Genomic DNA, 15,694 nt, shown 5'->3' with positions numbered 1-15,694 from the left:
AGCCTTGATATGAACAAAGATATCCTTGCCACCCTGAGCTGGCTCGATGAACCCGAAGCCTCGCTCATCATTCCACGATTTTAGGTTACCTCGTAGTCGCATCGGTGTTTTGCGTCGGTCTAACGCTGCCCCTGAGTGGCAGGCAAGGAATTTACACCGCAAGCAGAGAATCGATGGAGGCCTGTCCACTCGAGGGGCTTGTTATCCGTTCCTCTATGCCGTGACACTTCTCTGGAGTGCTTCTTGAGCGAGCGAATTGAGACTCTTTCCCTGCGCCTCCGCAGTCATCGCTAACTTCTCATGTAGTTCAGGCGGAATCCGAAGATTGAACTTACCTGAATAGTGTCTGCGGGGCTCGATTCCTTGCTCCTTGCAGACCTCAAGAAAGACGTCCAATGACTTTTTGAATTCTCGGCGAAGCTCCTCAGGACTGGCCCCATAAAAGTCCGCTCCTCCAGTAAGTCCAAGAATTTCCCCGCGAAACTGATCCGTTACCTCGTCGTAGTCAATTTTGGCGTGATAGCCATCCACATTCATGAGATTCATGGTGTCACTCCGTGTTCTTCAAACCATTTGCGGATCGAAGCAACAGCACCCTTGTCTGTATCGGGCGATGGGTGGGGTCTGTGGAAGACCCTGACTTCGCCAAACAGAACGACCGCGACTCGGCTGCCCGCCCTCTCACTGACATCCCCACCAAGCTCCTGAAACAGGGCCTCGATGTCCCTCCATGGCAAGCTGCCGCTTACGGGACGAGAGAAGATCAGCTCAAGGGTGCGCTGGTGCTTCCGCTTCATTCCAGCATGGTACTGCCTCCCGGTACCAAACGCGGCTTCCGGTCAACGGCTTGCTGGATACGGATAACGCTCTCCATCAACTGGCCGCAAGGAGCCACAGGTGAATGTTCTTATTGGGCTGCGGGAAGTAGAAGGGGGCGGGTCAGGATCATGGCTTTGTTAGCCAGGACTCTAAACAGCGAACATCGCTTGAAGAACACCCAGCAACTCATTAAGCGTGGTCTCCGACAGACTCCCCAATCGCTTGACAAGTCGATCACCATCTACAGCTCTCAGCTGATCAGCCACCACGTGACCTTCCTTGCCCTCAAACCTGCACCGCACACGAAAGGGGTATGGATGTCCGCCAGTTGTAAGCGGGGCAACGATGAAAGTACGAAGATGAGCATTCAGTTCGTCAGGCGACACTACGACACAAGGCCTCGTCTTCCTGATTTCAGATCCTCGCGTGGGATTCAACGCAACAAGGAAGATATCGCCTCTTGAGACGGATTCTTCAGTCACCATGACCACTCTTCATCATCAAACCGAGTGGTGGTCATTTCATCGAGAAGTCCCTCCGACTCAAAAGATGCTGCCGCATCTGCCCAGCCAGCCCTCGGATGAGCCGCTGGCCTGATGGTCAAAACCCCTGGAGCCGCCTCGATCTCGACTTCGTCAGCAAGCCCAGCAACCTCAAGCAGCGGCTTGGCGAGACGGATCCCTCTCGAATTGCCGATTTTGACCAACTTCGCTCGAACCACGACCACACCCTGCAGACGTGCTCACATTGTAGCCACGTTGGCCGCCTCCGCGCTTCCTCGGCTCTGGCTAACGCTCAAGATCAGCGGCGGAAAATAGCTGGATGCCGCGATTTAGAAATCATTAGAACCGCCCGCTGTATCTTGATGTTAGACGTCTAACTGCGGACGAGTGATCTTGCGACTCCAAGAAGGTGGCACGATCATGCCGCGCCGCACAGCCAGGATCAGCATGACCGCGGTGAACGCAAGACTTACCAACATGGCGATCAGCGATCCCTCCATGCCAGCGCTGCCACCGGTGAGCAGTTCCGGTCCTTGAAAAGTGGTCTTGAACAGGCCCGGTGAGGCTGAATTACCTGATATGGCACCTGAGAAAACTTTGCCCATCGTGTAGTTCCAGGCTCCGTGTAGGCCAATGCCAATCCATAGGCGGCGGCTAACCATAAAGGGCACAGCCAGCAACGGACCGTACACGATGGCGATGGACGCGACACCTGCAAAGGTCTCGCCTGTGTTCCCGGCGTGCACGAAGCCGAACCACAGGGAGGAGACAACCAGAGCCACCCAGCCGCCGAACACGCCCTCAAGAATGCGAAACCACACGCCGCGGAACAGCAGCTCCTCGCCAAAGGGTGTGGTGAACGTCCCTCCTGTCACCCCTGCCAATAAGTTCTGCCAGCGGTCGATACCCTCGATGCGGTAGAGACCGAGAGCCATGGCGATCAAAACACAGATGGTGAATAGGCCGAAACCGAGCAGCAGACCGATGCCGAGTTCGCGACCTAAACCGGGCAGGGCAAGTTCGCTGACTGCTCTGCGTTCCAGAAAATGCGCGTAGCTCCAATACACGAGTAAGAGGTTCGCGGTGATGAAAGCGCCCGTGAACAGGCCTGAGGGGAGGAACAGGGGCATTCCCAGGCCTGATGGGAACGTCAGCATGTAAGCGTTGCCTGACCAATGCACGTAGAGCAAGAGGTTGTTGAGCGCCAGGAGGCTGACAAACGGGTTGCGAATGAAACGGAGCAACATGCAGATTCCTGGATCCCTTTGTGCATCAGCTTTAGTATGAATCTGTGAATCCATTGATCATCTCCATCTCGGAGGGTTGACGGGATGAGAACGGCTAACGCTCAAGATCAGCGGCGGATATACACTGGAACATGTTTGTAATTCATGCACCCGACCGCTGGATCTTGATGTTAGGCGCACAACCGTGGGCAGCTAGAAAAGCAGCCTGCTCATCACCACGAGCCCGTTCAGCTTAGGCATCAAGGCTGCACCACTTGCAGTATCGAGTTTCACAAAATGGTGGTATGCGGATTCGTTTGTGAGAAGTACAGTTGCCTGGTCTAGCTCGAACTGGAATTCTTCGGGAACACGCCATTCACGCTCATGTGTCCAGTCGATTATATTCTTTAAGTCATCAAGGTCAAAGTTGACGATTCGCCAATGCTGATCCTTTGGCAGGTACTGCTTCGCTATATTTGTCTTGTCATAAACCACCGGTCGCCCGCCTTTCGCGTAGACGTATGTCTTCGGGAATGCCAGCCCTACGGCGAGATACCGGGTTTTGCTGCCTTTATTTGCTTCCCGGTACTTCTGTTCATAGAAGACGTTCTGGCATACCCCAGTTAACGGAGCGTCCTGAAAACATACGGCTTTTCTAGAACCACAGATGAAGCCAGATGTGGAGTCGCTTCCCTGTATAACACGATCATTCAAGATTTTGAGCAGGACGTTTAAGGCATTTTGGGAGCCGGCCTCACGGGTCAAGTGGACGACATGCGAGCTCAGGTCACTGCGCTCTGCCAGCCGCCATCGCCATTGTTTCTCCGTGTAACCCATAGATGCCTCGCGATGTGCCTAACGCCGTTTCGGCGGACCGCAGAAAATCCATCCACCTAGTTTATCGGCAGCATAAGCGCGTCTATTCAGGGAGGCAACAGCACCTGATTTCTGTCATGGCAGTGGTTCACCGATGACCTGTCTGGAATCTCGGTGATATATGTGGTTCTGCAGAACTCCATGAGTCGTGCCGCACCCTCAGACTCACCTCGCTGGTCTGAGACGTCCTTGATGGGTGTGGAAATGGCCCGGACGATTCTTCTGGATCAAGGATTCCTGACATGCCTCTGGACGTGATCTGACTCCCATGGCGGCCGCCCTGACCGCTGACCCATTGATGGTCCACGCCAGATGTGGGGGAGACGGTGTCGTCTAGCCAGTAGAGATGATGTCATCCCTGCTTCTCTCTCTTGACTGCCGTCGAGACTCTGCGTTGATCGCTATGTGCCTTCCAACAGGCCTTGCCTTTAGCTCTGCAGCGAACCTTCAGAGGCTCTTGCGATACATCCGCCGGCGGCCGAGTCGGCCATCGGTCATTCCCTTAGTCAGGAACTGACCCTGGCCCTGGAGTCTTCCGCGGGAGGCTGGTTCCCGTGGGCCTGCAAGAGAAGCTCCCGCTGGATCAAGTGGGCGTAGGCCTGGGCAACCTCGAACGCCTCCGGAACCACGGCTGGCCGTCTCGGCCTGTATAGCGATTGATCGGGCCAGAGCGGTGGCGTCCGGGCGTCTGCGGCACCCCGTACAACACCTTGATCCCTCCGGGTGCCTCCCATCGATTTGAGCATCACCTTGCCCTGAAGGAGCTCCCGGGCCTCTAGGCCTGGACATGGCCGGTGGAGGGGCGTCGGTGCTCCCCTGTCGGTCGATGCACAGGGGGTGATGGCTAATCTTCCTCGTCGGCTGTTCTTTCGGCAGCTGAGCAGCGGCGCCGCTGCGGTGATGGCGCCATGACGCGATCGGCGCTCCAAACCGTAGAAGCAGCCTGATGGGCGGCAGATCAACCAGGCGCGCCGGCCCAGCGTCCGGCTCCTTTCGCCGCCCATCGATCGCGGCTCCGTCTAATTTCTCTTCCTCAGCCTGGGGCACCCGATGAAGAGGAACGGATGTTGGCCCCCCAAGGGTCGGTTGATCGGCTCCGCTGGCGGTGCGCTGGCCCTGTTGGCGATGGCGCCTATGGCTTCGGCTCAGCCGGGCCTGGACATCCCGAGAGCAGACGGTGCTCCATCACCCGAAGCGGTAGCCCCTGAAGAAGTTGCTGCCGCTGTGGCCTCGCCCTGGGCAGGCACCGTGGAACTCTACGGATTTGCGCCGCTGCGCACCACCGGGAGCACCACCGTCAACGGCTTCAGTACCGATCTTGATCTCGACCTCGGTCAGGTGCTCAGGCCCCTCACCTCCACGGCCGCCTTCAGGGGCAGCGTCGAATACGGGCGAATCGGTCTCCTCACCGACATCAGCTACGTCTCGGTCAAGGGTGAGGAGGGGACGCTCCGGGAGATCAAGACGCGCAGCATCGAAGGCCCTCGCGGCCAGCGCAGCCTGACGCTCACCCCTGACGGCCAGGCCAGCCTGAACGCCAGTGTCGGAAACATCCAGGGCATTTACGACCTGGCCCTGCGCTACCGCATCGGAGACCGCGAAACGGCCGTGGCCCGCGCCGGCAGTTTCACAGTCATCCCCTACGCGGGAGTGCGGTTCGTCAACATGCAGTACGACCTGGGGCTGGAGCTCCAGGGTCCTGGCCGGACCTTGACGTTTCGAGGACCGGGACAGGCGGGATCACGGACGCTCCAGGGGTTGAATCTGCAGCGGCAGCAATCCTTCAGCAGCACCGTGGCCCAGCCCCTGGTCGGCACCCAGGCGATGGTGTTTCTCTCTCCGCGCCTGCGCCTGTTCGCCCGCGCCGACCTCGGCGGATTCGGTGTGAACAATGCTGATGACTACTCCTGGAACACCCAGGTGGGCGTTGGCTATGCGATTGGGAACTCCACCCAGCTGAATCTCTCCTGGCGCTACCTGCACCTGGGCGGCACCAATGGGGCCACCCCTGAAAATGCCTACAGCATCAACCAAAATGGCATCGAAGCCGGGGTGAAGTTCTTTTTCTGAATCAGCCCTCGATCACGGGCGACGGATCGGGCCGGCTGTTTGTGGGTAAATATTGAATCAGCTGATCTCATTCATGAGGCGAGGATCGCCTTGAAGTGATGCCTCTGTTACGCCCACCGGCACGGACGACGCTGCAACAAGCCTTGTGGTCCATGAACAGGTGGCCGTTGCCATTTTTCCCCGTACTTTTGGCAGGGGTCTTTGGCACTCTCGGCGCCCAGGCGATCCCTCCACCACCGGAGTCCTTCGATGGGGAGACGATTCGCTGTCAGCTCGCGGGCAGCGCCGCCACGGTACTGATCTGTCGGGATGCCGAACTGACGGCCATCGACGCGCAGCTGCGCCAGGCCTTTCGCCGCCTGCGGGACGATGCCTCACTCAAGCCGCCAGAGCGCGAGGCCCTGATGGAGGATCAGCGCCACTGGGTGGAAACCATGGACCAATGCTGGAGGGCTCAGGAGAACCTGCGGACCTGCGTGAAGGCCAGCCAGGAGGAACGGTTGCGGCAACTGGAGTCGTTGTCGATCCAACGGCGGTTGATGCCAGAGAGCAAGGATGGAGGCAAGGACTGTCATGGGTGACCAGGCCACCAGAGCCGTCTGCGCGTTTGCCACCTTCACGAGCCTGATCATCGTCTGTGCTCGTTCGCCCGGATTGTAAGGCAGCGATCTTCCCTTTCTCGCCTTGCTTGTTGCACCCTTTGTGCTGCTTGGCTTGATGGCCGGAAGCGTTCGTGAGCGCAGCACGGACGCCAGAGTTCTTTTCATCCTCACGCTGGTTCTTGCGCTGGGTGGTACGTTCCTTCTGCCTCTCCATGCCCCAATCCCATACACAGGGCCCGAGCCTGGGCTAGCGCAAAGCGTGACCATGATCGGCGTACCGTTGCATCAGTTGATCGCCGCGATCCTGCTAGCTTTGATCCTCCGCCCAAGGAGAATAATGGCTTCAAAAATTGATTCCGTTTTTTGCCTCAGGATGTTGAGATGTGAGTTCATTCCGTAGTGATTCAGTCATGGCCCGGACAACGTCGTCTCACCCAGAGGGCTCATGGAGCGACAGCCAAGGAGATGTGCCAGTTCCGCAACCGAGAACCACACCGAAGCCAATAAGAGGCACCATGCAAGGATGAATTAATAGAAAGAGTGTTGATGAAACGACTCCATATCCTCGCCGCCTCTCTGATGAGTCTTGGTTCTGTGGCCCTCGCTGCGCCGGTGATGGCCGACACCGTCGATGCCCGTTGCGATGTTTTTCCCGCAGGAGACGACAAAGCCACCTCCTCGGGGCTGTGCACCTTTTCCCAGCGTCAGGGCTTCGTGAGCATTCAGCTCAAGGGCGGCCAGACGATCGAGCTCAAGCCCAACGAGAGCACGCCCAACGCCTTCTTTGATGAGCGTGGTGAGCCTGCCAAGCGCGAGATGCTGGAGGCCAATCGCGGACAGGTTTACCGGCTGGAAAAGCAGTCGATCTTTGTCTTCTGGGATACGGCCCCGTACTCCAAGGCCGCCCCCAGCGGCAGCTCCGCTCCCGACAGCGGGGCCTCCATGGCAAAACCGCCCGAGATTGTCACCCTTCTATTGGGCATCCGTCAGGTGAAATTTGACGGCGCCTGTCGGGTCAATTTCAACAAGTCCGGGAAGTACTTCAGCAAAACCTCTGCCTGTGACGCGGCCCAGGTGAGTGTCGCGGAGGATGCCATCCGGCGCTATTTCCGTGAACAGGGGCTCTGAAGCTCTGACCCATTGATGATGAGCTCAGCCGCGACGACATCAGGTCCGTTCAACCGGCCAGGGTTCGTTTCGCCGTTCTGAAAACTCCTACAAATTGGGAACTTCCTTTCGTTCCGAACCGTGTTCAGACGGTGGCCCAAAAGATCAGCTGACTACTTGAATGAGCACGGAGACAGCAGGAGCCAAGCCCCTGCTGATCATTGGAATCAATCCTTGATCAGGCCGTCGAATAGGGCCGGTGGTTTTTGCGTCAAAATCAGTCCAACTGCTCTCCTTCACGACGCGGGGATCGCCTTGAATCGTGAAGGTGATCAAGCCCGTTTTGAACACCAGGGCACCATCACTGAGCTTGCCGGCCACAGGCTTGCCGTTCACCCACACCTTGTTATTGCCATCAACGCGGATGGTGGCAACGGTCTTTCCGGTTCCGGCGTTCTTGGCGACCCACTGACCGGTGTAGGTCGAAGCCGTAGGCGAAGATGTGGCAGGTGGTGCCACAGCGAAACCAGCTTTGGCGTTTTCGGCTTTGGTCTTGTTGATATCGCAGCCTTTTAATTCGGTGACTTGGGTGCAGCCAGACCGATCAAGCTTCTTGGCATAGGCCGGATCAATGGCATGGGAGGCAATCGGCCACATCAACAGGATCGTGGTGGCGGCCGTGGCAGCAACAACGTGCTTTCTCTGTTTCACCTTGAAGACTCCCTTGGGTTGTTGAAAGAAATTGAACTGAGGCCACGATAATTTTAGCCAGCTTTTTACGTCAAGGTGCAACATTTGCCCTGCTGTGAGGTCGAAAGTTGATCCTTCATTCGGCGACCATCGAGTTGGAGCGGCTCGGTCGCGAGCTAGACCTTGGCTATCGCGATGGCGGCCCGCTGGTCATTGTGAAGCCATCGATCGATGCGCCGCGAACGACGCATCGATGCCTCCGTGACTCAGAACTTCCCTAAAATTGCTGTGAACGTAGAGCATCGTCTTTTGGCAAGCCCCACACCTTCATGGATCTCCCCCCTGCCGCTCGTGTTGGCCCCCCTGGCCATCTGGGGAAGCATGGGCCTCGCCCCACGCCCCGCATGGAGCGCAACGGAGAAGACTCCACAGCCGGTGATCTTGAACTCACGGCCGCCCCTCATCGCGCCTGATCCCCTCCTGGAAGCGGCCTTACGCCGTGAGCTGTTTCCAGTGCGGGTGGAGGATGGACAAGGTCACGGACCCGATCCAGGTTCAAGTGAGTGGAAGCAGGCAGAGGCGTTTAAGCAGAAAAGAGCCTGCACGCAAGTGGGCTCCCTTCGTTATGCCTACGATCGCGTGGATCTCAATGGTGACGGCAGCCCGGAGATCGTGGCCACCGTTCAAGGCCCCTACACCTGCGGCACCGGTGGCTGCAACTTCTATGTCTTTCGCAATGGGGTGAAGGGACCCACCTTGGTCACGCGAATGACCCTGTTCAGACCACCCCTGATCGTGGCCGAACAGAAGCATCACGGCTGGAAGGATTTGATCGTGAACGTGCGTCAGGATGCCGGCCATGGCGGCTATGCCGTTCTCTCGTTTGATGGCAGGGGCTATCCCAGCAATCCGAGTGCGCCCCCAGCCCAACCCCTGCGTCATCCCATCAAAGGAACGGCACTTCTGGCGATGAAGCCCGAGCCGAATCAGGGACTTCCTTTGCCCTGTGCTCCTTAGGTTCGGGGTGCTCCCAAGCAGCGACTCGGTCAGCTCCAGCCATGAACAGCACGGCCTGAGAGCCCACCTAGGCTCCGAGCCGCTTCCCCACGCCGATGCTGCACAGGGTTCGGCATGAACTGCTCAGAGCCGCACCGCTGGCGCTAGTGATGGGTGGCGTGATCGGCGCCGGGCTCACGCGCGGGCTGATGGAGCCGCTTCGCCAGGGCAGCACCTTCGCCCTGGAAACCACCAGCTTCGGCACCGTAGAGATCTTCTCACCGCTGGTGGTGAACCTGGTCTGGATCGGCTGCTGCGTTCCAGCCAGGGTGGAACTGGCCAGCCGGATTCAGGCCAGGCCAGGCGCCCACATCCTTGGGCCTCGCGTGGCCACGGCAATGCTGGCGGCCCTGCTGCTGCTTCCCTATTTCATCCTGGCTGCGTTCACCGCCAGCGTGCTCGCCTCCCCCCGGCCCGATCTCACCGAGCAACTGCCCCTGTTCCTCGGATCGCTGACTCCAAGGGTGGTGAGCAGCGCCGTGCTGCGCACCCTGCTGTTGGCGGCGGTGTCGGCCAGCCTGTGCCACATCATCGGCAAACGCTGCCTCCAGCATCCGGAGAAATTGGCCACCCTGATCAGCACAGCGATCGTGAACTGTTCTCTTTCAGTGGTGTTGCTGGAGGTGTTCTGGCTCGCCGTATTTCCGCCCAGCCTCAACGGAAGGCCATGAACGAACCACCTCCAGATTCAAGGCCCGTCTGGCTGCGGCGCTGGTCGGTTGAGGCGGTGGGCACAGGTCTGAGCTGGGCGGTACCAGCGGGCGCCCTGCTGCTGGGTGCCTGGATGCTGAACGCCACCTGGCAGCAGCAGAGCTGGGTGGCCCGCAGTTTTACGGTGCGTTTTCGCACCACCGATGCCAGCGGCATCTGGCCGGGCGTGAACGTCACTCTCTCCGGCTTCCGGGTGGGGAGGGTGGAGAAGGTGACGTTGGGCATGGACGGGAAGGTGGCGGTCGATCTGCGTATCGCCGAGACGTACCGCCGCCTGGTCGGTCCCGCCAGCCGTGCCGAGCGTTACCAGGAGGGGCTGATCGGCGCCAGCCAGATCGCCCTCACCCCGGATGTACGGCCTCCTGGGAAGGAACCACCCCGCAGCGGTCTGCTGATTCCGTTCGAGCAGGGGCCCGACCTCGCCCAGCTGCTTGAGGAGATCGCCGCCACCCGGCTCAAGCTCAACCGCACCCTGGAGGGCACGGCCACGGTCGCCGAACGCGATGTGCCCCGGGCGATCAACAGCTTCCAGACAACGATGCAGGACCTCAGGCGTCTCAGCGGCCGTCTGGAGCTGGAAACCGGCCGAACCGCCGCCACCACCCGCCAGACGCTGCAGGTGTACGAAGGCACCGCCCAACGGATCGACAACACCGGTGCCGCCGCCCGCAAGGCCACCGAAGAAGCTCTGGCGCTGATGCGTGAGGCCCATCCGCCACTGGTGGACACCCTGCACGAGGTGCGGGTGCTGTCGCGTCGCATCAATCGACTGCTGGAGTCGTTCGGGGTGATCGATGAGCCTCCGCAACCCGCTTCACCGGGAGCCCGTTCAGGTGGAAGCGCCGATGGTGGGAAAAAATGAGCTCAACGGTCAGAACACCTCCAGCACCGGCCGCCCCGTAGCTGGCACCTCCAGCCTGATCGTCTCGGCCCGGCGGGACGACTCGCCGCAGCTCTTCGGGGTGGGGAAGATCTTGCCCGGGTTGGCACGGCCCTCGGGGTCGAAGGCGCGGCGCACCACTAATGCGGCCGACAAAGGGGGTCACGTCAGGGTCACTTCATGGACACCGCTGAATTGTTGCCATTTGGCTTGCCATCAGGTCGAGTGCCAGCGTCCGAAGCGCTTGCGCAGAATTGTGCCTCTCTCGCATGGAGGTGATCCTGAACCCACTCAGGGCCAGATCAGAGGGAGATGCGGATCGTGATTGTTGCTGGACCCAATGGGGCCGGAAAGACCACCTTTGCTCGCGAGTTCCTGCCCAAGGACGCAGGGCTGAGCACCTTCATCAACGCCGATCTGATTGCCGCTGGTCTCTCCCCTTTCGCACCGGAGCGGTCGGCACGCCGGGCCGCCCGGTTGATGCTCGAGGAGATCGAGCATTGCGTGGCGACAAAGCAGAGCTTCGCGCTTGAAACCACCCTCTCGGGTCTTGCCTACGCCCACCGAATCGATCACTGGAGGCAGGCGGGCTACCGCGTCAAGCTGATCTTCCTGCAACTGGCCAACGCAGAAGAAGCGATCGAGCGTGTTCGCCTCCGCATCAGCCAAGGCGGGCATGCGATTCCAGAGGACGTGATTCGCCGCCGCTTCCGCGCCGGTTGGAGAATTGAGAGCAGGTCGACCGCCAGAGGGTCGACCGCTGGCAGTTGATCGATCATGGGGGCGAGCAACCCAAGCTCCTGGAAGAAGGAGTTCATGGATGACAGCCGGATTCAAGAGCGAGCTCGATGACCCCGACATGCAGAAGGTGTCGGCAGCCCTCGTGCGGGCTGGTCAGCGGGCCAGGGAATTGGCCCTCCAGACGGGGACAGGGGTGGCGGTGCGGATCAATGGGGAGCTGAGGGTGCTGCGGGGCGACGACCTCAAGCCGAAGGATCCAGCGGAGGCCTGAACGTTCAACGCCGGCCCCAAGGCACTCAACCTTTCTCCAAAGCCACCATCAGCCCTTAAAAAACCTCCAGCACCGGCCGCCCCGTGGCAGGGACCTCCAGCCTGATCGTCTCGGCCCGGCGGGACGACTCGCCGCAGCTCTTCGGGGTGGGGAAGATCTTGCCCGGGTTGGCCAGGCCCTCGGGGTCGAAGGCGCGGCGCACCAGCTGCATGGTGGCCAGATCGTCGGGGGCGAACATCCAGTCGAGGTAGCAGCGCTTGTCGGAGCCCACGCCGTGCTCGCCGGTGATGCTGCCACCGGCCTGCACGCACAGCCGCAGGATCTCTCCCCCCAGCTCCTGCACCTTCGCCTCCACCCCCAGTTCGTGGCGGTCGTAGAGGATCAGCGGATGCAGGTTGCCGTCGCCGGCGTGGAACACGTTGGCCACCCGCAGGCCATAGGCGGCACTGAGCGCATCGATCGCCGCCAGCACCGAAGGCAGGGCGCTGCGGGGCACGACGCCGTCCTGCACGTAGTAGGTGGGGGTGATGCGGCCCACGGCCGCGAAGGCCGACTTGCGGCCCTTCCAGAGCAGGGCCCGATCGGCCGCATCCACCGCCTGGCGGATCGAGCGCGCCCCCGAGCGGAGGCACAGGTCGCGGGTGAGGGCGGCGGCGGCGGCCACCTCCTGGGCCTGGCCATCCAGCTCGATCAACAGCACCGCCGCCGCATCACGCGGGTATTCATCGGTGCCGAACAGATCATCGACGGCGTTGAGCGTGAAGTTGTCCATGATCTCCATCCCCGCCGGCAGCACCCCCGCGGCCGTGACCGCCCGCACCGCCTCGCCAGCGGCCTCCATCGAGGCGAAATCCGCCAGCAGCACCTCCACCGACTGGGGCGCCCGCAGCAGCCGCAGGGTGATCGCCGTGGCAATGCCCAGGGTGCCCTCGCTGCCGATGAACACCCCGCGCAGGTCGAGGCCGGGCATCTCCGCCAGCGGCCCGCCCAGGCGGGTGACCGTGCCGTCGGGCAGCACCACCTCCAGCTCCAGCACATGGTTGCTGGTGACCCCGTACTTGAGGCAGTGCACGCCGCCGGAGTTCTCGGCCACGTTGCCGCCGATGGAACAGACCACCTGGCTGGAGGGATCAGGGGCGTAGTAGTAGCCCTCGCCGGCGACGGCCCGGGTGACCCAGCTGTTGATCACCCCGGGCTCGACGGTGATCCGCTGGTTGGCCAGATCCACCTGCAGCACCTTGCGCATGCGGCTGGTGACCACCACCACCGCCCCCTGCTCGTCCACGGCCCCGCCCGAGAGGCCGGTGCCGCTGCCCCGGGCCACGAACGGCACCGCCAGCTCATGACAGGCGCGCAACACGGCCGCCACCTGTTCGGCGCTCTCGGGCAGCACCACCAGCGGCGGCGCCTGGCGGTGCAGGCTGAGTCCATCGCTGTCGTAGGTGAGCAGCTCCTGGGGCTTGGCCACCACGGCCCGCTCCGGCAGAACCTTCCTCAGCCGCCGTTCAAGGCGGGACCAATCCGGGGTCACGGGCGCGGCACGGGGTAACGGAGAAATCCGGTGGGTACTGTTTTAGGCCAAGATGGCTTTCGGCCTGTCACCACCCGGTGGCCCTGCCCCCCCAATCGTCTGCGGAACACGCCTTGACTACGGCCCCTGCGACTGCTCCTGCCTTGAACACAACGCGTTCGCAGGAACTCTTCAGTGCCGCCCAGAACCTCATGCCGGGGGGTGTCAGTTCCCCCGTCCGCGCCTTCAAGTCCGTGGGCGGCCAGCCGATCGTGTTCGATCACGTCAAGGGCGCCTACGCCTGGGACGTGGACGGAAACCGCTACATCGATTACATCGGCAGCTGGGGGCCGGCAATCTGCGGCCATGCCCACCCGAAGGTGATCGGCGCCCTGCGCAACGCCCTCGGCAAAGGCACCAGCTTCGGCGCCCCCTGTGCCCTTGAGAACCAGCTGGCTGAGATGGTGATCGACGCCGTCCCCAGCGTGGAGATGGTGCGCTTCGTGAACTCCGGCACCGAGGCCTGCATGTCGGTCTTGCGGCTGATGCGCGCCTTCACCGGGCGCGAAAAGCTGATCAAGTTCGAGGGCTGCTACCACGGCCACGCCGACATGTTCCTGGTCAAGGCGGGCTCGGGCGTGGCCACCCTCGGCCTGCCCGATTCCCCCGGTGTGCCCCGCAGCACCACCGCTTCCACCCTCACCGCCCCCTACAACGACCTGGAGGCCGTCAAGCGGCTGTTCGCCGAGAACCCAGGCGAAATCGCCGGCGTGATCCTCGAGCCCGTGGTGGGCAATGCCGGCTTCATCACCCCCGAGCCGGGCTTCCTGGAGGGCCTGCGCGAGATCACCACGGAAAACGGCGCCCTGCTCACCTTCGATGAAGTGATGACCGGCTTCCGCATCGCCTACGGCGGCGCCCAGGCCAAGTTCGGCATCACCCCCGACCTCACCACCCTCGGCAAGGTGATCGGCGGCGGCTTGCCCGTTGGGGCCTACGGCGGTCGCGCCGAGATCATGGCGATGGTGGCCCCGGCCGGCCCGATGTACCAGGCGGGCACCTTGAGCGGCAATCCCCTGGCGATGACCGCCGGCATCCACACCTTGGAGCTGCTCAGGCAGCCCGGTACCTACGAACGCCTCGAAGCGATCACCAGCCGATTGATCGCTGGCATTCTGGCGGCCGCCGGCGAGGTGGAGCTGCCGATCTGCGGCGGCTCGATCAGCGCCATGTTCGGCTTCTTCCTCTGCAAGGGACCCGTGCGCAATTTCGAGGAGGCCAAGGCGGCCGATACCGTGCGCTTCGGCCAGTTGCACCGCGCCATGCTCGAGCGCGGCGTCTACCTGGCACCGAGCGCCTTCGAGGCGGGCTTCACCTCCCTGGCCCACAGCGACGAGGACATCGACGCCACCCTGGATGCCTTCCGCTCCAGCTTCGCCCAGATCGCGTGATCGGGGCTCGCGCTCTGGGCCTGGTGGCCCTGCTGGCAGCGCTCACGGGCTGTGGCCCGGGAGCTGACACCAAGCCCCTGAACCTCAGCGCCGGCCTGCCCGTGGGGGCGGCCCTGTCGCTGACCGGCAACGCCAACGTCTACGGCCAGGACCAGCAGATCGGCCTGCGGCTGGCCCAGGAGAGCGTCAAGGGACCAGGGGGCAAGCCCGTGGCCCTGCGCCTCGAAGACGGCGGCAGCGACGAACAATCCGCCACCTCGGCCTTCAACCTGCTGATCGAGGGAGGCGCCATCGCCCTGATCGGCCCCACCCTCTCCCAGCAGGCCTTCGCCGCCGATCCGATCGCCCAGCGCCGGGGCGTGCCCGTGGTGGCCCCCTCCAACACCGCCAGCGGCATCCCCGAGATCGGCAGCTTCATCAGCCGTGTCTCGGCCCAGAGCTCGGTGATCGCGCCACTCTCGATCGCCAAGGCGCTCGAACTCCACCCGGGAATCAAGCGGGCGGCGGTGTTCTACGCCCACGACGACGCCTACAGCACCTCGGAAACCACCATCTTCCAGAAGGCCCTGAGCGCCAAGGGGCTGCCTCCGGTGACGGTGCAGCGCACCCAGCTCAACGACCAGGACTTCCAGAACCAGATCACCGCCGCCCTGCGCCTGAAGCCTGATCTGATCGTGCTCTCGCTGCAGGCGGTGGATGGGGGCAATCTGATCCGCCAGCTCAGGGAGCTGGGCTACCGGGGCGTGATCGTGGTCGGCAACGGCATGAACACGCCGAACATCTACCCGATCTGCCAGAAGCACTGCGATGGCATCCTGATTGCCCAGGCCTACAGCCCCGAACTCGATACCCCCGCGAACAGGGAGTTCGTGCGTCGCTACAAGGCCGCCAAGGGCGGGGCGATCCCGCCCCAGCTCACAGCCCAGGCCTTCACCGCCCTGCAGGTGATCAGCGAGGCGGCCGATCGCCTCGATCGCCGCCAGCCCCTGGCCAAGCTCAACCTCAGGTCGGCGCGGGCCGCCCTCAACAGCGAACTGCTCTCGGGCCGCTACCAGACCCCGCTGGGGGAGATCGGCTTCACAGCCGACGGCGAGGTGGTGCAGAAGCAGTTCTTCGTCGCCCAGGTGCGCATGGCGCCGGGGGGCCGCACGGGCCGCTTCGCCCTGCTGAACTGACGGAGG

At 62.1% G+C, this 15,694-nt stretch carries 20 protein-coding genes; 10 read left to right on the top strand and 10 right to left on the bottom strand.

Annotated elements, in window-relative coordinates; genetic code table 11:
* The 7 genes from KBY88_RS16275 to KBY88_RS10425 form a co-directional block, all read right to left on the bottom strand.
* Positions 1-102, bottom strand: a 102-nt coding sequence (locus KBY88_RS16275; protein WP_396102960.1) for a cold shock domain-containing protein, incomplete at its 3' end; no start/stop codon positions are given.
* A gap of 111 nt (positions 103-213) precedes the next feature.
* Positions 214-546: a type II toxin-antitoxin system HicB family antitoxin gene (locus KBY88_RS10450; RefSeq protein WP_254939867.1), complete on the bottom strand. Its 333-nt coding sequence runs from the start codon at positions 544-546 to the stop codon at positions 214-216.
* Positions 543-797 carry a type II toxin-antitoxin system HicA family toxin gene (locus tag KBY88_RS10445; RefSeq protein WP_193913882.1) on the bottom strand — a complete coding sequence of 85 codons (255 nt, stop codon included), beginning with the start codon at positions 795-797 and terminating at the stop codon, positions 543-545. Before KBY88_RS10445 ends, KBY88_RS10450 begins: the two co-directional genes overlap by 4 nt.
* 171 nt (positions 798-968) lie before the next feature.
* Positions 969-1,304: a type II toxin-antitoxin system PemK/MazF family toxin gene (locus KBY88_RS10440; protein WP_254939866.1), complete on the bottom strand. Its 336-nt coding sequence runs from the start codon at positions 1,302-1,304 to the stop codon at positions 969-971.
* Positions 1,298-1,540 (bottom strand): AbrB/MazE/SpoVT family DNA-binding domain-containing protein, encoded by a 243-nt coding sequence (locus KBY88_RS10435; protein ID WP_254939865.1) that lies wholly within the window; start codon positions 1,538-1,540, stop codon positions 1,298-1,300. Before KBY88_RS10435 ends, KBY88_RS10440 begins: the two co-directional genes overlap by 7 nt.
* 147 nt (positions 1,541-1,687) lie before the next feature.
* A complete protein-coding gene (locus KBY88_RS10430; RefSeq protein ID WP_254939864.1) occupies positions 1,688-2,569 on the bottom strand; it encodes a CPBP family intramembrane glutamic endopeptidase in 882 nt (293 codons plus the stop codon).
* A 192-nt stretch (positions 2,570-2,761) separates the two neighbouring features.
* Positions 2,762-3,313 carry a hypothetical protein gene (locus KBY88_RS10425; protein ID WP_254939863.1) on the bottom strand — a complete coding sequence of 184 codons (552 nt, stop codon included), beginning with the start codon at positions 3,311-3,313 and terminating at the stop codon, positions 2,762-2,764.
* Positions 3,314-4,672: 1,359 nt separating this feature from the next.
* On the opposite strand from KBY88_RS10425, the gene KBY88_RS10420 reads away from it, so the two are divergent.
* The 3 genes from KBY88_RS10420 (at position 4,673) to KBY88_RS10410 (ending at position 7,224) form a co-directional block, all read left to right on the top strand.
* Positions 4,673-5,494 carry a hypothetical protein gene (locus KBY88_RS10420; RefSeq protein ID WP_254939862.1) on the top strand — a complete coding sequence of 274 codons (822 nt, stop codon included), beginning with the start codon at positions 4,673-4,675 and terminating at the stop codon, positions 5,492-5,494.
* A gap of 167 nt (positions 5,495-5,661) precedes the next feature.
* Positions 5,662-6,075, top strand: a complete 414-nt coding sequence (locus KBY88_RS10415) for a lysozyme inhibitor LprI family protein (protein WP_254939861.1) — start codon at positions 5,662-5,664, stop codon at positions 6,073-6,075.
* A gap of 636 nt (positions 6,076-6,711) precedes the next feature.
* Entirely contained in the window at positions 6,712-7,224 is a 513-nt protein-coding gene (locus KBY88_RS10410) for a hypothetical protein (RefSeq protein ID WP_254939860.1), read from the top strand.
* A 144-nt stretch (positions 7,225-7,368) separates the two neighbouring features.
* On the opposite strand, the gene KBY88_RS10405 is transcribed toward KBY88_RS10410, so the two are convergent.
* Positions 7,369-7,998 carry a hypothetical protein gene (locus tag KBY88_RS10405; RefSeq protein WP_254939859.1) on the bottom strand — a complete coding sequence of 210 codons (630 nt, stop codon included), beginning with the start codon at positions 7,996-7,998 and terminating at the stop codon, positions 7,369-7,371.
* A 504-nt stretch (positions 7,999-8,502) separates the two neighbouring features.
* On the opposite strand from KBY88_RS10405, the gene KBY88_RS10400 reads away from it, so the two are divergent.
* The 3 genes from KBY88_RS10400 to KBY88_RS10390 all read left to right on the top strand — a co-directional run bounded on the left by KBY88_RS10400 (position 8,503) and on the right by KBY88_RS10390 (position 10,522).
* The gene (locus KBY88_RS10400) at positions 8,503-8,910 is read left to right on the top strand and encodes a COG3650 family protein (RefSeq protein ID WP_254939858.1); all 408 of its coding nucleotides are present in this window, start codon (positions 8,503-8,505) and stop codon (positions 8,908-8,910) included.
* A 95-nt stretch (positions 8,911-9,005) separates the two neighbouring features.
* Positions 9,006-9,620, top strand: coding sequence for a hypothetical protein (locus tag KBY88_RS10395; RefSeq protein WP_254939857.1), 615 nt, complete (start codon positions 9,006-9,008; stop codon positions 9,618-9,620).
* Positions 9,617-10,522: an MlaD family protein gene (locus tag KBY88_RS10390; RefSeq protein ID WP_254939856.1), complete on the top strand. Its 906-nt coding sequence runs from the start codon at positions 9,617-9,619 to the stop codon at positions 10,520-10,522. The genes KBY88_RS10395 and KBY88_RS10390 overlap by 4 nt, the downstream gene beginning before the upstream one ends.
* A gap of 9 nt (positions 10,523-10,531) precedes the next feature.
* On the opposite strand, the gene KBY88_RS10385 is transcribed toward KBY88_RS10390, so the two are convergent.
* A complete protein-coding gene (locus KBY88_RS10385; protein ID WP_254939855.1) occupies positions 10,532-10,696 on the bottom strand; it encodes a hypothetical protein in 165 nt (54 codons plus the stop codon).
* A 156-nt stretch (positions 10,697-10,852) separates the two neighbouring features.
* Between KBY88_RS10385 and KBY88_RS10380 the strand changes: the two genes are divergently transcribed.
* Both KBY88_RS10380 and KBY88_RS10375 read left to right on the top strand, forming a co-directional pair.
* Positions 10,853-11,311 carry an ATPase gene (locus KBY88_RS10380; RefSeq protein WP_254939854.1) on the top strand — a complete coding sequence of 153 codons (459 nt, stop codon included), beginning with the start codon at positions 10,853-10,855 and terminating at the stop codon, positions 11,309-11,311.
* Positions 11,312-11,360: 49 nt separating this feature from the next.
* Entirely contained in the window at positions 11,361-11,552 is a 192-nt protein-coding gene (locus KBY88_RS10375) for a hypothetical protein (RefSeq protein WP_254939853.1), read from the top strand.
* Positions 11,553-11,607: 55 nt separating this feature from the next.
* Here KBY88_RS10375 and KBY88_RS10370 read toward each other — a convergent pair whose 3' ends face one another.
* Positions 11,608-13,083: an FAD-linked oxidase C-terminal domain-containing protein gene (locus tag KBY88_RS10370; protein ID WP_254939852.1), complete on the bottom strand. Its 1,476-nt coding sequence runs from the start codon at positions 13,081-13,083 to the stop codon at positions 11,608-11,610.
* A gap of 191 nt (positions 13,084-13,274) precedes the next feature.
* Between KBY88_RS10370 and hemL the strand changes: the two genes are divergently transcribed.
* Positions 13,275-14,513, top strand: a complete 1,239-nt coding sequence (hemL, locus tag KBY88_RS10365) for a glutamate-1-semialdehyde 2,1-aminomutase (protein WP_396102958.1) — start codon at positions 13,275-13,277, stop codon at positions 14,511-14,513.
* A complete protein-coding gene (locus KBY88_RS10360; protein WP_254939850.1) occupies positions 14,510-15,688 on the top strand; it encodes an ABC transporter substrate-binding protein in 1,179 nt (392 codons plus the stop codon). The genes hemL and KBY88_RS10360 overlap by 4 nt, the downstream gene beginning before the upstream one ends.
* Positions 15,689-15,694: the final 6 nt, after the last annotated feature.

This window comes from Cyanobium sp. Morenito 9A2 (assembly GCF_024345575.1).
GTDB lineage: Bacteria > Cyanobacteriota > Cyanobacteriia > PCC-6307 > Cyanobiaceae > ATX-6F1.
The sequence above is the reverse complement of the archived record's forward strand: the minus strand, read 5'-3'. Positions and strand labels throughout refer to the sequence as shown.

Bases quoted from the DNA above. Each gene is read 5' to 3' on its own strand.
- KBY88_RS10395 (WP_254939857.1), top strand. From the start codon at position 9,006: ATGCTGCACAGGGTTCGGCATGAACTGCTCAGAGCCGCACCGCTGGCG.
- KBY88_RS10440 (WP_254939866.1), bottom strand. From the start codon at position 1,304: ATGGTGACTGAAGAATCCGTCTCAAGAGGCGATATCTTCCTTGTTGCG.
- hemL (WP_396102958.1), top strand. From the start codon at position 13,275: ATGCCGGGGGGTGTCAGTTCCCCCGTCCGCGCCTTCAAGTCCGTGGGC.
- KBY88_RS10410 (WP_254939860.1), top strand. From the start codon at position 6,712: ATGGCCGACACCGTCGATGCCCGTTGCGATGTTTTTCCCGCAGGAGAC.
- KBY88_RS10380 (WP_254939854.1), top strand. From the start codon at position 10,853: ATGCGGATCGTGATTGTTGCTGGACCCAATGGGGCCGGAAAGACCACC.
- KBY88_RS10450 (WP_254939867.1), bottom strand. From the start codon at position 546: ATGAATCTCATGAATGTGGATGGCTATCACGCCAAAATTGACTACGAC.
- KBY88_RS10390 (WP_254939856.1), top strand. From the start codon at position 9,617: ATGAACGAACCACCTCCAGATTCAAGGCCCGTCTGGCTGCGGCGCTGG.
- KBY88_RS10405 (WP_254939859.1), bottom strand. From the start codon at position 7,998: ATGTTGCACCTTGACGTAAAAAGCTGGCTAAAATTATCGTGGCCTCAG.
- KBY88_RS10430 (WP_254939864.1), bottom strand. From the start codon at position 2,569: ATGTTGCTCCGTTTCATTCGCAACCCGTTTGTCAGCCTCCTGGCGCTC.
- KBY88_RS10375 (WP_254939853.1), top strand. From the start codon at position 11,361: ATGACAGCCGGATTCAAGAGCGAGCTCGATGACCCCGACATGCAGAAG.
- KBY88_RS10445 (WP_193913882.1), bottom strand. From the start codon at position 797: ATGAAGCGGAAGCACCAGCGCACCCTTGAGCTGATCTTCTCTCGTCCC.